Here is a 16,126-nt window from a genome sequence, read left to right on the forward strand (position 1 = left end):
GATGGTCAATTCCGACGAGCAGGCCAGTCGCACCAACAGCGTGGCCGCGGCCATCAATCAATTAGGCGCTGCTGCTCAGGAAATCGCCCGCAATGCAGCGCAAGCTTCCCATCAGGCCAGCGACGCCCGTGGCCTGGCCGAGGATGGTCAACAAGTGGTGGATCGCAGCATTGCCGCGATGAATCGCTTGTCCGACTTGCTGAGTGCCTCAAGCAGCAACGTTGAATCGCTGAACAGCAAAACCGTGAACATTGGCCAGATCCTGGAGGTGATCACCAGTATTTCCCAGCAAACCAACCTGCTGGCCCTCAATGCTGCAATTGAGGCAGCCCGGGCCGGTGAGGCCGGGCGCGGGTTTGCCGTGGTGGCCGATGAAGTGCGCAACCTGGCCCACCGCACCCAGGAATCGGCGCAACAGGTGCAGACCATGATCGAGGAGTTGCAGGTCGGCGCCCGGGATTCGGTCACGACCATGAACGACAGCCAGCGCCACAGCCAGGAAAGCGTGGAAATCGCCAACCTGGCCGGCGAGCGCCTGAACAGCGTGACCCAGCGCATCGGTGAAATCGATGGCATGAACCAGTCAGTGGCCACCGCCACCGAGGAGCAGACGGCCGTGGTGGAATCCATCAACGTGGACATCACCGAGATCAACACGCTGAACCAGGAAGGCGTGGAGAACCTGCAATCGACATTGCGCGCCTGCTCAGACCTTGAGCAGCAAGCGGCGCGGTTGAAGCAACTGGTGGGCAGTTTCCGCATCTGACGTCATCGCCAGCAGGCTCGCTTCCACGGGGTTTTGTGCACAACACAGATCCATGGTGGGAGCGAGCCTGCTCGCGATAGGCCCCTCTCAAACGACACACTGCTGACAGACATTCCGCCGCCCACAACCCCAACCGAACATCTATTCTTACTAAAGGTCAACAAAGGAGAATACAGACCGGAGGGATGTTCATCGTGCACATAGCGGACATAACCATGTTCTACGCCCCCGCCAGCGGCGGCGTGCGCACTTATCTGGATGCCAAGCACCGGCGCCTGAGTGATCGGCCCGGAATTCGTCACAGTCTGTTGATCCCTGGCGCGCATCTGAGCGAGCACGACGGGATCTATAAGGTTCCGGCCCCCGCCCTGCCTTTCGGCAAGGGCTACCGCTTCCCGCTTCGCCTGGCGCCCTGGCGCAATGTCCTGCGTGATTTACAACCGGATCTGATCGAAGTCGGCGATCCCTACCTCACCGCATGGGCTGCCCTGGATGCCCGGCGCCAGCTCGATGTGCCGGTGATCGGTTTCTATCACTCCGACCTGCCGCTGCTGGTCAGCAACCGCATGGGTAACTGGTTCACGCCCAACATCGAAGCCTATGTCAGCAAGTTGTACGGCAATTTCGACCGGGTCCTGGCGCCGAGCCAGGTCATGGCCGACAAGTTGATCGGGCTGGGGGTCAAGAACGTCTACGTGCAGCCTTTGGGCGTGGATCTGCAAACCTTCAACCCCGCCGCCCGCGACCCGGAACTGCGTGCCGAACTGGGAATTGCCGAATACACGCGCCTGCTGATTTTCGCCGGTCGCGGTTCCAGGGAAAAAAACCTGCCGGTGCTGCTCAAGTGCATGAAACGCCTGGGCGAACGTTACCACCTGCTGCTGGTGGGTTCGTCCATGCCCGCCGTGGTGCCGGACAACGTTACGGTGGTCGATGAGTTCTGTCCGGCGCCGCAAGTTGCCCGGCTCATGGCCAGCGCCGATGCCCTGGTGCATGCCGGTGACCAGGAAACCTTCGGCCTGGTGATCCTCGAAGCCATGGCCAGCGGTATCCCCGTGGTGGCGGTGGCGGCCGGGGCCTTCACCGAAATCGTCCACGAAGACTGCGGCCTGCTATGCACGCCCGACAATCCACAGGCCATGGCCAACGCCGTGCGGCAGCTATTTGCCGAAGGCTGTCAGCGACGCGGTGTGCTGGCGCGCCAGCACGTTGAGCGTCACTACGCCTGGGACTCGGTGGTCAACAGCCTCTTGGGCCACTACCACAGCGTCCTGGGTGAACAACTGCCCCTGTTGGCCAATGGTTGAGGTGAAGTCCGTGTCGATGAATCAATCGCCCAGCCTACTGTTGGTGCTGCATGACGTGGCGCCGCAAACCTGGCCCGACTACCAGCCCTTCGTCGAAGCTGTCGACGCCCTCGGCCAGGTGCCAATGACCTGGCTGGTGGTGCCGGACTTTCACCACGCCAATGCGCTGGAGGATCACCCCGGTTTTCGGCGCCTGCTCGACAACCGGGTCGAGCGCGGCGACGAATTGGTACTGCACGGCTACTACCATTGCGACGACGGTCCGCCGGCGACTCATCCCAAGGACTGGTTCATGCGCCGGGTGTATACCCACGAAGGCGAGTTTTACAGCCTGTCCGAGGAGGCGGCCCTCGCCCGCCTGCGCGCGGGTGTCGAAACCTTCCAGCGCTATCAGTGGCCACTGGAGGGTTTCGTCGCTCCGGCCTGGCTCATGAGCGAAGGCACGCGCCAGGCACTGCGCCAGTTGCCACTGAGTTACACCAGCGATCCCCAGCATCTCTATCGCTTGCCGGACTTCACCCCGATCGACGCTCCGGGACTGGTATGGAGCGCCCGCAGCGCCTGGCGCCGTGGCCTTTCCAAAGTCATCAATGATCAACGTGAACAGCGCTGGCGTCAGGCGCCAGTCATTCGCCTTGGCCTGCATCCCGTCGACATGCGCCATGGGTTCTCCCGGGATTATTGGTTGCGCACCCTCGAACGTCTGCTCAACGACGGCCGCGTGCCGATGACCAAGGTCCAATGGCTGGCGACCCAGGGCCTGCGGGTCAGCGACGCGGCATGAAACGGCTGATATGGCTGGGCGCCGCCTTGCTCTTGGCGCTACTGGTGCCGTGGTTGATGGGTGGCGGGGAGATGTGGTCGCGGGTGCAGCGCTTTCCCTTGTCACTGCTGCTGACCATGCTCGGCATGATTGTCCTGTGCTGGGGCTTGAATTCCGTGCGCCTGCGTTTGCTGCTGGGTGAACACCGCGGGCGCGTCGGACGGCTGAAAAGCATTGGCGTCGTCATGTCCACCGAGTTCGCCATGTGTGCCACGCCCGGCGGCAGTGGCGGGCCGCTGACGCTGATGGCGTTGCTGGCGCGCAACGGCGTGCGTCCGGCCCATGGCAGCGCGGTGTTTGCCATGGATCAGTTGAGCGATCTGCTGTTTTTCCTCTGCGCCTTGGTCGGCATCCTGTTTTATGCCTTGTTCCAGAACCTCAGCCAGAGCATCGAATGGATGCTGGCATTGAGTGCCTTCTCGTTGTTTGGCGGACTGTTCGGCTGCGTGCTGGTGGCCCGCTACCACCGCAAACTGATTCTGCTGGGCGCTCGGTTATTGCGACATCTGCGGGTAAAGACCGCCACTCGCCAACGCTGGGGACGCAAGATCCTGCACTTTCTGGCGGCATTTACCGACACCCTGAAATTGCCCCGTCAGACCCTGTTCCAGGTCTTCGGCCTGACCTGCCTTCACTGGGCCCTGCGCTACAGCGTGTTGTATCTGGCGTTGAGAGGACTGGGGGCGGATTTGCAGTGGGCCTGGAGCTTTCTGATCCAGATGCTCTCCTTGAGCGCAGGGCAGTTCAGCCTGCTGCCCGGTGGCGCCGGGGCGGCAGAGTTGACCTCGGCGGCGCTGCTGGCGCCCATGGTGGGAAAATCCACGGCCGCAGCGGCAATTCTGATCTGGCGGGCGGTGACCTATTACTTTTATCTGGTCGCCGGTGGACCCGTGTTCTTTTTGATGGTCGGGCGACCATTGATCAAGAAACTGATCAAGCTGCGACAGGCGTGACTCCTATTTAGACTTCACCGCTTTCAGGCTTTGCAGGCGCTGGTTCGTCCTCGGGGTGCATTTGTTTCCACAGTTGCGCAGCGTCGGGAAACTCCGTGCCATCCTCCGGGCTCAACGCTTCAGGATCGTAACGGTTCAGGCACCCCTCACCCAGGGTCGCCGGGGCTCGGGAGGTGGCTTTGTCCAATGGATCGGTCATGGCGAACCTCATGAAAAAAGGGCCTGGTGATCACTCGCCCAGGCCCTTTGCAGTGTAGTCAGAACACCACGGTCTTGTTGCCGTGCACCAGCACTCGGTCTTCCAGGTGATAACGCAAGCCGCGCGCCAGTACCATTTTTTCCACGTCACGGCCGAAACGCACCATGTCTTCGATGCTGTCGCTGTGGCTGACGCGCACAACGTCCTGCTCGATGATCGGCCCTGCGTCCAGCTCTTCGGTCACGTAGTGGCAGGTGGCGCCAATCAGCTTCACACCCCGCATCGAGGCCTGATGATACGGCTTGGCACCGACAAACGACGGCAGGAAGCTGTGGTGGATATTGATGACCTTGTGCGCGTATTCGCTGCACAAGGAAGGCGGCAGGATTTGCATGTAGCGGGCCAGCACCACCACCTCGGCGTCGTGCTGTTTGACCAGCCGCGAAACTTCGGCAAACGCCGGCTGCTTGTCCTGTGGGTCGACCGGAACGTGGTAATAAGGGATACCGTGCCACTCCACCATACTGCGCAAGGCGTCATGGTTGGAAATGACACAGGCGATGTCGCAATCGAGCTCATCGCTGTGCCAGCGGTGCAGCAAATCAGCCAGGCAGTGAGATTCTTTACTGGCCATCAGCACCACGCGTTTTTTCTGCTCGGTATCGGTGATTCGCCAGTCCATCGAAAACTCTTCGGCAATCGGTGCGAACGCCTCACGAAAGGCTTCGATGCCGAAGGGAAGCGAGTCGGCACGAATTTCGTGACGCATGAAAAACCAGCCACTGTGAGTGTCCGAGTGATGGCTCGCTTCAGTGATCCAACCATTATGGGACGCCAGAAAATTACTGACCTTAGCAACGATGCCGACGCGGTCCGGGCAAGCGATCACCAGCCGAAAAGTGCGCATTAGGGGAACTCCAGAACTTCACAAAGGCGGCCATTCTAGCCATTGCGCGGCAAAACTGCAGTATCGATGACACGCCGCGCACATTTGTCTGCCCGGGCAGCAATGGGCCGGACCTTTGGCAACACGCTATATTTGTGAGCAGATGTGAAGACTGTGTTTCAGTATTTAACTGCAACGCCGTTTTTGCGAGGCTGCACTAATTAATTAAATAAAACATCGGTTAAATGTTTACTTGATGAAACTGTCTGATTACTATTGCCTCACTGTCTCCTTGTCACCCGCGTCCTACATAAGGTAGTCCTCATGTCCTTGATCAATGAATACCGCAGCACCGAAGAAGCAATCAAAGAACTGCAAGAACGCCTGAAAGCTCTGTCCAAAGACGACAAGCTGCAGAAAGAACTGGAATTCGAAGGCAAACTGCGCACGCTGATGGGCGAATACCAGAAATCGCTGCGTGACATCATTGCCATGCTGGATCCAGAAGCCAAATCGAGCAAGGCAACCCGTGGCGCCGTAAAAACTACCGGCACCAAACGCGCTCGCAAAGTTAAGCAATACAAAAACCCGCACAACGGCGAAGTCATCGAAACCAAAGGTGGCAACCACAAGACTCTGAAAGAGTGGAAAGCCAAGTGGGGCGGTGACGTGGTTGAAGGTTGGGCAACCCTGCTGGGCTAAGCCTCACCGGTTCGCGCCGCTTTATGCGAACAGAATAACGCCAGCGATTGCTGGCGTTTTTTTATGCCTGCGATTTACCCACTTCATCGCCACTCAAAGGCTTAAACGTTTACGCAATTGCTGGCTGTAGCCCTGCCACTCTATGAGTACCTCGCGCTGCAATGGCGTGGAAACGGCCATCCATTCCTCCATCGTCTCATCAAAACTTTGCAAGGTATTAGGCGCCCCCCATTCCGGGGAGGACAAACGCTGCTGACAGAAAAGTCTCCAACGCTCCTGCTCTTCGCCGGTCAAGGTCTCAGGGAAGTTGCGCGCGCGATATCTGAACAATAACTCCGGTAAACGCTCATCATCAAAAGGCCAGTGTTCTGAAGCCAATTGAGCAGGGTCAGCCATGCGGACTTGCTCGCACAATCGACGATCGCGGTCGCCGATGAAGCCTGCGTATAACTGCTGCTCGGGATCCTCACTGGCCGTGAAATCCTCGCGACCATAAATAGCCTGAAGTTTGTCCTGCCAAACTTGCTGTGCGTCAGTTAGCCGCAGCGCACGCTCCTGATAAACGTCCATGTCCAGTTGCAGCCGCTGCTGGTCCTCGGCACGCAGCACCGAGAGCGGCGCGACCACCGGGCACTTGTTGATATGAATGAGTTTGAGAGGCACCGGCAACTCGCCTTCGAGCAGTTCTTCACGGCGGGTATACAAACGTTGCCTCAGGGTTTCAGCATCGTGGTCCAGCAAACCCAGCGGGTCCAGGTGCAAGTCACAGACAATCAGGGCATTGCGATTTTTCGGGTGCCAGGCCAATGGCAAAACTACCCCGATGTAGTTGCGCGCGGCCGAGAAACGCCCGGAAACATGCACCATAGGCTGCAACAGGCGGACCTGATCCATGACTTTCTGTTTGCTGCGCAGTTGGAACAGCCACTCGTAAAGCCTGGGTTGTTTCTGGCGGATCAGACGGGCCAAGGCGATCGTCGCGCGCACGTCCGACAACGCATCGTGAGCCTGGCCGTGGTCAATACCATTGGCGGCGGTCAGGCGCTCCAGCTTGAGGGTCACGCGGCCCTCCTCTTGCGGCCAGACAATGCCTTCGGGGCGCAGCGCATAGGCGGCGCGCACCAGGTCGATCAGGTCCCAGCGGCTATTGCCGCCCTGCCACTCCCGCGCGTACGGGTCGAAAAAATTCCGATAGAGGCTATAGCGGGTCATTTCGTCGTCGAAGCGCAGGGTGTTGTAACCGGCGCCACAGGTGCCGGGCGCGGCCAGTTGCCCGTGGATACGGGTCATGAAGTCGGCTTCAGTCAAGCCTTTGTCGGCCAGGCATTGCGGGGTAATGCCGGTGATCGCACAAGCCGCCGGATGCGGCAGGATGTCCTCGCTGGGCTGGCAATACAGGTTCACCGGCTCGTCGATTTCATTGAGTTCGAAATCGGTACGGATCCCCGCCACCTGCAAGGGCCGGTCACAACGCGGGTTGATGCCAGTGGTTTCGTAGTCGTACCAGAAGATAGAAGTCACGGGGCGTTCCTGGGTTGAAGACTGGCGAAGTCTAGGCCTTCGAGCCCACCTGCGGCCAGCGCTGCCTGAGTTTTGAAATCCAAAGGGGGATCTGAGGCGGACACCGGATCAGTGAACACCCCGATCAAAACTGTGGGAGCGAGCCTGCTCGCGATAGCGGTCTGCCTGAAACAGCAATGCTGAATGTGCCGCGGTCATCGCGAGCAGGCTCGCTCCCACAGGGGATGTGTGGCGGGTGCAAAATGCGTGAACACCGTCAATCAAAACTGTGGGAGCGAGCCTGCTCGCGATAGCGGTCTGCCTGAAACGGCAATGCTGAATGTGCCGTGGTCATCGCGAGCAAGCTCGCTCCCACAGGGGATGTGTGGCGGGTGCAAAATGCGTGAACACCGTCAATCAAAACTGTGGGAGCGAGCCTGCTCGCGATAGCGGTCTGCCTGAAACGGCAATGCTGAATGTGCCGCGGTCATCGCGAGCAAGCTCGCTCCCACAGGGGATGTGTGGCGGGTGCAAAATGCGTGAACACCGTCAATCAGAACTGTGGGAACGAGCCTGCTCGCGATAGCGGTCTGCCTGAAACGGCAATGCTGAATGTGCCGCGGTCATCGCGAGCAGGCTCGCTCCCACAAGGGATGTGTGGCGGGTGCAAAATGCGTGAACACCGTCAATCAAAACTGTGGGAGCGAGCCTGCTCGCGATAGCGGTCTGCCTGAAACGGCAATGCTGAATGTGCCGTGGTCATCGCGAGCAAGCTCGCTCCCACAAGGGATGTGTGGCGGGTGCAAAATGCGTGAACACCGTCAATCAAAACTGTGGGAGCGAGCCTGCTCGCGATAGCGGTCTGCCTGAAACGGCAATGCTGAATGTGCCGTGGTCATCGCGAGCAAGCTCGCTCCCACAGGGGTTCTGCTTTTGTGTTCGGGCCCTGAATCCTGTGGCAAGCCATGAAATGACATACATAGTTATGTCGTTTGCCCGCACGAAGACTGCTAGCATCGGGACCGAGACTGAACGTTCGAACCGGCCCATCACTCAGGTTGACCATGCTCGAGAGACCAGCACTGCAAAGGAACGCGACGCTGCCCCCGCCACTCGATACGCGGTATCAGGTTGAAACGCCCGAAGGCATCGACCTGCCGCTGCGCCCGGCGGGGTTGATGCCTCGTGCGCTGGCCTTTGCCATCGACCTGGGCATACGCGGGCTGGTCCTGGGGCTGGTGTTCATCATCCTGGCGTTTTTTGGTGAGCTGGGCATTGGCCTGGGCTCCATCCTGCTGTTCGTTGTCAGTTGGTGGTACATGGTGCTGTTCGAGGTGCTGAACCAGGGGCGCTCCCCCGGCAAGCAGATCATGGGGTTGCGAGTGGTGCAGGACGACGGCAGGCCTATCGGCTGGTCCGCTTCACTGATCCGCAACCTGCTGCGTTTTGTCGACATGCTGCCCTTCGGCTACACCTTCGGGGCAATCAGTTGCCTGCAACATCCTGCCTTCAAACGCCTGGGAGACCTGGCCGCCGGCACCCTGGTGGTGTATCGCGAGCAACCGGTCAAACGTCCCGCGCTGCCCCTGGCGCAGTCGATACGACCGCCCTTTACCCTGAGCCTGAACGAGCAACGCGCCGTGCTGGGTTTCGCTGAACGCCAGGCTGAACTGTCCCAAGCGCGGGTCAACGAACTGGCGAGCATCCTGGCCGCGCCACTGAACGTCCAGGCCCCCAGAGCCGTGGCCGAACTCAATGGCATCGCCCGTGGCCTGCTGGGGCCGACATGAAACAAAGTCTGTTCGAAAGCCGCCACCAAGGCGAATGGGACCGACTGTCCCGACAACTCGATCAACTGGAGCGCAGCCGTAACGTGCCCCAAAGCAGTGACTTTCCTCCTGCCTACCGCAGGCTTTGTCAGCATCTGGCGCTGGCCCAGGCACGGGGTTACAGCAGCCTGTTGGTCGACACGCTGCAGCAGTTGGCGCTGCGCGGTCACCAGCAACTCTATCGGGATCGCAGCCGGCCATCGACCAGCCTTTCGACTTTCATCCTGGCCGGTTTCCCCCGACTCGTGCGGGAACAATGGCGTTTCGTACTGGCCGCCGGAGCGATGTTCATGGGTAGCCTGATCGGCATCGGGCTGCTGGTCTATCTGTTTCCCGAGCTGGTCTACAGCCTGTTGAGCGTCGAGGAAGTCAGCCAGATACGTGGCATGTACGACCCGGCCAGCGGGCACCTGGGGCGTTCGATCGAGCGGGCCGCCAGCCAAGACTGGGTCATGTTCGGCTACTACATCATGCACAACATCGGCATCGCCTTTCAGACATTCGCCAGCGGCTTGATGTTTGGCCTGGGTAGCGCGTTCTTCCTGTTTTTCAACGGCCTGACCATTGGCGCGGTGGCCGGGCACCTGACCCAGATCGGCTCGGGTGGGACGTTCTGGTCGTTCGTCATCGGCCACGGCGCCTTCGAACTCACCGCCATCACGTTGGCCGGCGCCGCCGGCCTGCAACTGGGCTGGGCGTTGATCGCGCCGGGGCGCCTCACCCGAGGCGAGGCCTTGCGGATCGCCGCCGGCAAAAGTGTGCTGATGGTCGGCGGCGTGATGCTGTTGCTGCTGATTGCCGCGTTCATCGAAGCGTACTGGTCCTCCAGCGCCGTGACAGCCGCGACCAAATACACGGTCGGCGCCTTGTTGTGGCTTCTGGTGATCAGTTATCTGGTGTTTGCCGGACGGACCCGCCATGCGTCTGAGTGATGCCACCGTGGTCATCCGCCCGCGCACCACCTGGGAAGCCATGGACCTGGGCGTGTTGATGAGCCAGCAGCATCGACGTTTGCTGATGACCAGCTGGGCCGTTATCACGCTGCCGGTGTTTGCGCTGTTGTCCCTGCTGCTGTGGGATTCGCCCTCTCTGGCGATGTTCCTGTTCTGGTGGTTGAAACCGGCCTTTGACCGTTTGCCCCTGTACATTTTGTCCAAGTCGCTGTTCGGCGAAACACCGACGCTGAAACAGGCCTTGCGCCAGTGGCCCACACTGCTCAAACCCCAGTTGCTGGCAAGCCTGACCTGGCGACGACTGAGCCTGAGTCGCAGCTTCCTGATACCCGTGGTGCAACTCGAAGGACTCGACGGCGAGGCGCGTGAACAGCGCTTGCGGGTGCTGCTGCAACGCAACCGTGGCGCCGCGCAATGGCTGACCGTGATCGGCGTCCACCTGGAGATCGCCTTGTGGTTCGGCCTCATGGCCCTGTTCTACCTGCTCGTGCCGCAACAGGTAGAGCTGCAATGGAACTGGCAGACGCTGATCGCCGTCGCCGAGCACGACTGGTTGTGGCTCGAACACCTGATCAACTTGTTGTATCCCCTGCTGCTGATCGTCTGGGAGCCGGTGTATGTCGCCTGCGGTTTCAGCCTCTACCTGAACCGGCGCACGATACTCGAAGCCTGGGACATTGAGCTGGTGTTCCGGCGCCTGCGCCAACGCCTGAGCAGCACCGCCCCCGCGCTGATGCTGCTGGCACTGCTGCTGGTGCCGCTGGCACCGCCGGCCTGGGCCGCCGAAGACAACACCGGCCCCGACAGCCCGCGGCTGCTCAACCAACCTCTTACCAGCGAAGCCTCCAAGGACAGCATCAAGGCGATCCTCCAGGCTCCGCCGTTCAAAAACCCGGAAACGGTCACCCGCTATCGCTTGGGTGAAGAAACCGCCGAATCGGCCGAGACCGACGAAGCGCCGGGCTGGCTCAAGGCATGGTTCAAATGGATCAGCGGCCAACGCTTCGACATCGCCGCCGCACTGATCCAGATCGTACTGTGGGCCTGCCTGGTGGCGGCGATTGCCTGGCTGGCCTGGCGCTACCGGGAAAGGCTCAGGGCCTTGGTGAATCTGCGACCGACAAAACGCCCACCCATGGCACGAGCGATGCCGGCGCAGATGTTCGGTCTGGATATTCGCGAAGAAAGCCTGCCCGACGACGTGGCCACCAGCGTGGAACAACTATGGGCCGCTGACCCTCGCCAGGCCCTGGGGCTGCTGTATCGGGCCTTGCTCAGCCGGTTGCATCATGACTTTGCGCTTCCCTTGAAACCGGCCGACACCGAAGGCCAGGTGCTGCAACGCATCGAACAGCTTGAGCATGAACGCCTGCTGACGTTCAGCCAACACCTGACTCAGCACTGGCAAAACATTGCATACGGCCATCGCCCGCCGCCGCCCCATCTGCAACAGCAACTGTGCGATGACTGGCGCGGGTTGTTCGGGCCGGAGGCGTCTCGATGAATCGCCGCGCAGGGTTGTTGGTCGGCGCCGGGGTGGCCGCGCTGTTGTGCGTGTTGGGCATTTACCTGTTCCTGAAGGCCGTGCCCTATCAGGAAACCATCGATCACGGCCCCTCCCCCGAGGCCCAGGCCAATCCCTACCTGGCCGCCGAACATTTCCTGCGCCGGCAGGGCATAAACGTCGAGCACGCCAATAATCTGGACGTCCTGCCCAACCTTGAGCCTGATCAGCGCAGCCTGCTGTTGTTGGGTGAACGCACCCACATGACCCCACGGGAAGTCGATCAGTTGATGAACTGGGCCCAGGCCGGTGGACGATTGCTGTTTGTCGCCGAAGCCTTGTGGGATAACAGTACCGCCAGCAGCGGCGACTTATTGCTGGACCGTGTGCGCCTGCGTCAATTCCTGAGCAAGGACCTCAAGGCGCCGGAGCCCGAACTCATCAAGGATCGCTACCCCAAGCTGACCAAGCTGTACCTGGAGGACGAAGAAGCGCCCGCGTACGTCGGCTTCGACACCGATTTCCACCTCGAAGACCCGCAAAACCTCGCCCAGGCCTGGGCCAACAGCGCGTTGGCGACCCACATGATGCAGCTCAACCACGGCCTGGGCTCAATCACCGTGCTCACCGACGCCGAGCTGTGGAAGAACGACCATATCGACCAATACGACAACGCCTGGCTGCTCTGGTATTTGAGCGCCGACACCCATGTGACGCTGCTGTATGACATCGACCACGACAACTTGCTGGCCCTGTTGCTGCGTTATTTCCCCCAGGCCTTGGTGGCGCTGCTGGCCTTGATCGCCCTCTGGCTCTGGCGTTCGGCGGTGCGTCAGGGCCCGCTGCAACAACCGGCTCCCAAGGCGCGGCGCCAGTTGGAGGAACACGTGCAGGCCAGCGCCGGTTTTCATCTACGACACAATGGCCGTCAGCATCTGCTGCACAGCTTGCAACAGGACGTGCTGCGCCGGGCACGCCATCTGCATCCCGGTTTCGAACAACTGGCCGTGGCCGAACAGTGGCAAGTGCTCGCCCGTCTGACCCGCCAACCCACGCGGGCCATCAGCCAGGCCTTAAGCCCCCGACCGCAACAGCGCATGTCCAGCGCTGAGTTCTGCCGTCAGGTCGCCCATCTGCAAACCCTCAGGAATGCCTTATGACTGAAGAGAACGAACCTGCCGGCGGCCAGACCCACGCCGCCCAACAGCGCCAGCGCGCCAGTCAACTGGCCCAGGCTATTCGCACCGAGCTGCACAAGGCGGTGGTCGGCCAGGCCGCGGTGATCGACGATGTGCTCACGGCCCTGATCGCCGGCGGGCACGTCTTGCTCGAAGGGGTTCCAGGATTGGGCAAGACGCTGCTGGTGCGCGCCCTGGCACGCTGTTTCGGCGGCGAATTCGCGCGCATCCAGTTCACCCCCGACCTGATGCCCAGCGACGTCACCGGGCACGCGGTGTACGACCTGCAAACCGAGCAGTTCAAGCTGCGCAAGGGGCCGGTGTTTACCAACCTGCTGCTGGCCGACGAAATCAACCGCGCCCCGGCCAAGACCCAGGCGGCGCTGCTCGAAGCCATGCAGGAACGCCAGGTCACCCTCGAAGGTCGCGCCTTGCCCATCGCCCAACCGTTCATGGTGCTCGCCACCCAGAACCCGATCGAACAGGAAGGCACCTACCCGCTGCCGGAAGCCGAGCTCGACCGTTTCATGCTCAAAGTGCGCATGGACTATCCCGACGCCGACCAGGAATTGAACATGGTCCGTCAGGTCAGCCGTTCGACCCGGGCCGACATGCTCGATGTACAACCGTTGCGCACGGTGTTGCAGGCCAAGGACGTGCAAGCGCTGCAACGCATCGCCAGTGACCTGCCGATGGACGATCAGGTGCTCGACTACGCCGTGCGCCTGGCCCGCACCACCCGCAGTTGGCCGGGCCTGACCCTGGGCGCCGGGCCGCGTGCCTCGATTGCCCTGGTGCGCTGCGCCCGGGCCCGGGCATTGTTGCGCGGCGGCGAATTCGTGGTGCCGGATGACATCAAGGGCTGCGCCCTGGCCGTGCTGCGCCACCGGGTGCGGCTGGCACCGGAGCTGGACATCGAAGGGCTTTCGGTGGATCAGGTGCTGGGGCAACTGCTCGATCAAGTGCCGGCGCCGCGGTTGTGAGGAGGCGGCCTGTGCCAAGAGCACTTCTTGAGGCAAGACCGCTTTCTGTGGCGAGGGAGCTTGCTCCCGCTGGGCTGCGAAGCAGCCCCCTGGTTTTGCCTGGCACACCGCAAGGGGACGCTACGCGTCCAGCGGGAGCAAGCTCCCTCGCCACAGGAAACCTCTTGGCGGCAAACTCTTTTACCAAAGCAAATACCTTCTCCAAGGGAACGCCCCCATGAAACCCGCGCGCCTACTGCTGACCTGGCTCGCCATTCTGCTGGCCCTCGGCATCGTGCTGGGCGCGTTGCGGGCGCTGGGCGTTGCGGTTCCATCGATGTTGCTGTCGATCCACTGGGGGTTGCTGCTGGCCCTTCTGGCCCTAGCAATACTTGATGCCGTACGCCTCAAGCACTTGCCCTCGCCCCGGGTGCAACGGCAGATGCCCGGCAGCCTGGCACTGGGTCGCTGGAGCGAAGTGCGGCTACAGATCAGCCATGACTTTGCGCAGCCGCTGAATGTTCAGGTCTTCGATCACGTCCCCGACGGCCTGGACTTCGAAAGCCTCCCCTTGTCGGTCGAGCTGCAACCCGGTCAACACAGCCAGGTTGGCTACCGCCTGCGCCCGCTCAAGCGCGGTCACTTCAGCTTTGAACACTGCGAAATCAGCCTGCCCAGCCCATTGGGCCTGTGGGCCGGCAAACGTCTGCTGGACGCCCTCGACCACACCCGCGTCTACCCGGATTTCGCCAGACTCTACGACGGTCAACTGCTGGCGGTGGACAACTGGCTCAGCCAATTGGGTATCCGCCAGCGCCAACGGCGCGGCCAGGGGCAGGAGTTTCATCAACTGCGCGAATTTCGCGAAGGCGACAGCCTGCGCCAGATCGACTGGAAGGCCACTGCCCGCCATCGCACACCGATTGCCCGGGAGTACGAAGACGAGCGCGACCAGCAGATCATCTTCATGCTCGATTGCGGCCGGCGCATGCGCAGCCAGGACGGCGAGCTGGCGCACTTCGACCACGCCCTCAACGCCTGCCTGCTGCTCAGCTACACCGCGCTGCGCCAGGGTGACGCCGTGGGCCTGATCACCTTCGCCAGCGAACAGCCACGCTACCTCGCACCGGTCAAAGGCACCGGCCAACTCAACGTGTTGCTCAACACCGTGTACGACCTGGACAGCAGCCAACGCCCGGCCGACTACCAGGCCGCCGTCACCCAACTGCTGACCCGGCAAAAGCGCCGAGCCCTGGTGGTGCTGGTGACCAATCTTCGGGATGAGGACGACGAAGAACTGCTCACCGCCGTCAAACGGCTCGGCCAGCAGCATCGGGTGTTGGTGGCGAGCCTGCGGGAAGAGGCCCTCGACCGCTTACGCCAGACGCCGGTGCAAACGTTGCCCGAAGCCCTGACCTATTGCGGGACAGTGGATTATTTGAACGCCCGGGCCGAATTGCATGAGCGCTTGAGTGCCCATGGGGTGGCGGTGCTGCAAGCCCGGCCCGGGGAGTTGGGGGCCGAGCTGGTGACGTTGTATCTGGGGTGGAAGAAGGCGGGGAATTTGTAGAACCTCAGAAGCGTTGTCAGACCGTACTTCCGTCGTAACGGTTACGGATCGACAAATGAAAATTATCGTCTCCAAATTCGCCTATTGAAGCCTCACCGCGTTCATCGGTGCGAATGCCGTAAGGCCCTCCGTTGACGAGTACCTCAAGCCCGGCGGCGACTTTATTCGAATACCGAGAACGGGCACGAATGCTCTTTATACGATCAGGTGGCGGACTCGTCGTTGAGCTGTCCGTATTCAGTCTCGTCGTCCAACGTTCAACCTTTACCAGGTTATTGCCCAATGACATGGCCAATACCTCAGTCGTCTCCCCCGACTCCACGGCTTCCATGTGCAAGGAGAAGTCCGCATCCTGGGTCGTATTCAAGAAATTCAACTGCCACGTCACGCCCTCCGGGCCCAGCAACTGGGGAGTGTGCAATGGGGGGGTGATCACCACACCGAGATCTGCGGCGGGCTCCCCGCTCCATACCAGTTTTACATTTTTATTCAGAAACTGGCTGGAGGAGTGCGGTCGCACGGTAAAGGTGTGCCTTGCGCCATGGCAGGGATAGGCACTGCCTCCAAAAGTCACTGGAATTTCGTCAAACGTGTTCTCAAACTCCGGCTGACTTATTTGCCCCGGCAAGGGCGGAGACTTCGGCATCCCGCTCATCAGCGGCATATCGAATTGCAGTACAAACGGGTCAATCTGGGTCTCCTGGGTGGAGATAGACCAACTCAACGCAGTACTCCCCGCCTCCATCGCCACCAGCTGTCCCAACGGCGGATCGAATACCAAACCCTGTGCTTCTTCGCCCGGCTTATATTCCAGAAGGACTTGCGCATCCGGATCGCCGATCAACCAGCTGTACTCATAATCCAGCGTCAGCGTGCAAACCTCTCCGGGGACCAGATTCAGTTCCACGTCAGGCCACCTTACGGGTTGGCCATTGATGTAGGGGTTGAATTCCTGAAGCCAGGTCATGTCATTGGGTACTGATACAACTTTCAT

At 61.0% G+C, this 16,126-nt stretch carries 15 protein-coding genes; 11 read left to right on the plus strand and 4 right to left on the minus strand.

What is annotated here, in order from left to right; translation table 11 throughout:
- Nucleotide 1 precedes the first annotated feature (1 nt).
- The 4 genes from QOM08_RS29205 to QOM08_RS22370 all read left to right on the plus strand — a co-directional run bounded on the left by QOM08_RS29205 (nucleotide 2) and on the right by QOM08_RS22370 (nucleotide 3,849).
- Nucleotides 2-766: a methyl-accepting chemotaxis protein gene (locus QOM08_RS29205; RefSeq protein ID WP_370695207.1), complete on the plus strand. Its 765-nt coding sequence runs from the start codon at nucleotides 2-4 to the stop codon at nucleotides 764-766.
- 185 nt (nucleotides 767-951) lie between these two features.
- On the plus strand, nucleotides 952-2,073 hold the full coding sequence (locus QOM08_RS22360) for a glycosyltransferase family 1 protein (protein ID WP_316912142.1): 1,122 nt from the start codon (nucleotides 952-954) through the stop codon (nucleotides 2,071-2,073).
- Between the two features lie 16 nt (nucleotides 2,074-2,089).
- Complete coding sequence (locus tag QOM08_RS22365) at nucleotides 2,090-2,857, plus strand: DUF2334 domain-containing protein (protein ID WP_139049387.1); 768 nt, start codon at nucleotides 2,090-2,092, stop codon at nucleotides 2,855-2,857.
- On the plus strand, nucleotides 2,854-3,849 hold the full coding sequence (locus QOM08_RS22370; protein ID WP_139049273.1) for a YbhN family protein: 996 nt from the start codon (nucleotides 2,854-2,856) through the stop codon (nucleotides 3,847-3,849). Before QOM08_RS22365 ends, QOM08_RS22370 begins: the two co-directional genes overlap by 4 nt.
- A 7-nt stretch (nucleotides 3,850-3,856) precedes the next feature.
- On the opposite strand, the gene QOM08_RS22375 is transcribed toward QOM08_RS22370, so the two are convergent.
- Both QOM08_RS22375 and purU read right to left on the minus strand, forming a co-directional pair.
- Nucleotides 3,857-4,048 (minus strand): hypothetical protein, encoded by a 192-nt coding sequence (locus QOM08_RS22375; RefSeq protein WP_316912143.1) that lies wholly within the window; start codon nucleotides 4,046-4,048, stop codon nucleotides 3,857-3,859.
- Nucleotides 4,049-4,106: 58 nt separating this feature from the next.
- Entirely contained in the window at nucleotides 4,107-4,955 is an 849-nt protein-coding gene (purU, locus tag QOM08_RS22380) for a formyltetrahydrofolate deformylase (RefSeq protein ID WP_047227093.1), read from the minus strand.
- Between the two features lie 303 nt (nucleotides 4,956-5,258).
- Between purU and mvaT the strand changes: the two genes are divergently transcribed.
- The gene (gene mvaT / locus QOM08_RS22385; protein WP_047227094.1) at nucleotides 5,259-5,636 is read left to right on the plus strand and encodes a histone-like nucleoid-structuring protein MvaT; all 378 of its coding nucleotides are present in this window, start codon (nucleotides 5,259-5,261) and stop codon (nucleotides 5,634-5,636) included.
- Nucleotides 5,637-5,729: 93 nt separating this feature from the next.
- Here the strand turns inward: mvaT and sbcB are convergent, their stop codons facing one another.
- Nucleotides 5,730-7,157 carry an exodeoxyribonuclease I gene (sbcB, locus tag QOM08_RS22390; RefSeq protein WP_316912144.1) on the minus strand — a complete coding sequence of 476 codons (1,428 nt, stop codon included), beginning with the start codon at nucleotides 7,155-7,157 and terminating at the stop codon, nucleotides 5,730-5,732.
- Nucleotides 7,158-8,200: 1,043 nt separating this feature from the next.
- Here sbcB and QOM08_RS22395 point away from each other — a divergent pair.
- From QOM08_RS22395 to QOM08_RS22420, 6 genes are all read left to right on the plus strand, one after another.
- The gene (locus QOM08_RS22395) at nucleotides 8,201-8,926 is read left to right on the plus strand and encodes an RDD family protein (RefSeq protein ID WP_076383680.1); all 726 of its coding nucleotides are present in this window, start codon (nucleotides 8,201-8,203) and stop codon (nucleotides 8,924-8,926) included.
- Nucleotides 8,923-9,897 carry a stage II sporulation protein M gene (locus QOM08_RS22400; protein ID WP_316912145.1) on the plus strand — a complete coding sequence of 325 codons (975 nt, stop codon included), beginning with the start codon at nucleotides 8,923-8,925 and terminating at the stop codon, nucleotides 9,895-9,897. Before QOM08_RS22395 ends, QOM08_RS22400 begins: the two co-directional genes overlap by 4 nt.
- The gene (locus tag QOM08_RS22405) at nucleotides 9,884-11,422 is read left to right on the plus strand and encodes a DUF4129 domain-containing protein (protein ID WP_316912146.1); all 1,539 of its coding nucleotides are present in this window, start codon (nucleotides 9,884-9,886) and stop codon (nucleotides 11,420-11,422) included. Before QOM08_RS22400 ends, QOM08_RS22405 begins: the two co-directional genes overlap by 14 nt.
- Nucleotides 11,419-12,582 carry a DUF4350 domain-containing protein gene (locus QOM08_RS22410; RefSeq protein ID WP_188252020.1) on the plus strand — a complete coding sequence of 388 codons (1,164 nt, stop codon included), beginning with the start codon at nucleotides 11,419-11,421 and terminating at the stop codon, nucleotides 12,580-12,582. The genes QOM08_RS22405 and QOM08_RS22410 overlap by 4 nt, the downstream gene beginning before the upstream one ends.
- Nucleotides 12,579-13,583 carry an AAA family ATPase gene (locus QOM08_RS22415; protein WP_047227100.1) on the plus strand — a complete coding sequence of 335 codons (1,005 nt, stop codon included), beginning with the start codon at nucleotides 12,579-12,581 and terminating at the stop codon, nucleotides 13,581-13,583. The genes QOM08_RS22410 and QOM08_RS22415 overlap by 4 nt, the downstream gene beginning before the upstream one ends.
- 217 nt (nucleotides 13,584-13,800) lie before the next feature.
- A complete protein-coding gene (locus tag QOM08_RS22420; protein WP_188252021.1) occupies nucleotides 13,801-15,132 on the plus strand; it encodes a DUF58 domain-containing protein in 1,332 nt (443 codons plus the stop codon).
- Between the two features lie 16 nt (nucleotides 15,133-15,148).
- On the opposite strand, the gene QOM08_RS22425 is transcribed toward QOM08_RS22420, so the two are convergent.
- Nucleotides 15,149-16,039 carry a hypothetical protein gene (locus QOM08_RS22425; protein ID WP_316912147.1) on the minus strand — a complete coding sequence of 297 codons (891 nt, stop codon included), beginning with the start codon at nucleotides 16,037-16,039 and terminating at the stop codon, nucleotides 15,149-15,151.
- Nucleotides 16,040-16,126: the final 87 nt, after the last annotated feature.

The organism is Pseudomonas sp. P105, from assembly GCF_032614175.1.
GTDB lineage: Bacteria > Pseudomonadota > Gammaproteobacteria > Pseudomonadales > Pseudomonadaceae > Aquipseudomonas > Aquipseudomonas rhizophila.

What these genes read in the sequence shown, in the direction of transcription:
- QOM08_RS29205 (WP_370695207.1), top strand. Translation starts at nt 2, where the DNA reads ATGGTCAATTCCGACGAGCAGGCCAGTCGCACCAACAGCGTGGCCGCG.
- QOM08_RS22360 (WP_316912142.1), top strand. Translation starts at nt 952, where the DNA reads ATGTTCATCGTGCACATAGCGGACATAACCATGTTCTACGCCCCCGCC.
- QOM08_RS22365 (WP_139049387.1), top strand. Translation starts at nt 2,090, where the DNA reads ATGAATCAATCGCCCAGCCTACTGTTGGTGCTGCATGACGTGGCGCCG.
- QOM08_RS22370 (WP_139049273.1), top strand. Translation starts at nt 2,854, where the DNA reads ATGAAACGGCTGATATGGCTGGGCGCCGCCTTGCTCTTGGCGCTACTG.
- QOM08_RS22375 (WP_316912143.1), bottom strand. Translation starts at nt 4,048, where the DNA reads ATGACCGATCCATTGGACAAAGCCACCTCCCGAGCCCCGGCGACCCTG.
- purU (WP_047227093.1), bottom strand. Translation starts at nt 4,955, where the DNA reads ATGCGCACTTTTCGGCTGGTGATCGCTTGCCCGGACCGCGTCGGCATC.
- mvaT (WP_047227094.1), top strand. Translation starts at nt 5,259, where the DNA reads ATGTCCTTGATCAATGAATACCGCAGCACCGAAGAAGCAATCAAAGAA.
- QOM08_RS22395 (WP_076383680.1), top strand. Translation starts at nt 8,201, where the DNA reads ATGCTCGAGAGACCAGCACTGCAAAGGAACGCGACGCTGCCCCCGCCA.
- QOM08_RS22400 (WP_316912145.1), top strand. Translation starts at nt 8,923, where the DNA reads ATGAAACAAAGTCTGTTCGAAAGCCGCCACCAAGGCGAATGGGACCGA.
- QOM08_RS22405 (WP_316912146.1), top strand. Translation starts at nt 9,884, where the DNA reads ATGCGTCTGAGTGATGCCACCGTGGTCATCCGCCCGCGCACCACCTGG.
- QOM08_RS22410 (WP_188252020.1), top strand. Translation starts at nt 11,419, where the DNA reads ATGAATCGCCGCGCAGGGTTGTTGGTCGGCGCCGGGGTGGCCGCGCTG.
- QOM08_RS22415 (WP_047227100.1), top strand. Translation starts at nt 12,579, where the DNA reads ATGACTGAAGAGAACGAACCTGCCGGCGGCCAGACCCACGCCGCCCAA.
- QOM08_RS22420 (WP_188252021.1), top strand. Translation starts at nt 13,801, where the DNA reads ATGAAACCCGCGCGCCTACTGCTGACCTGGCTCGCCATTCTGCTGGCC.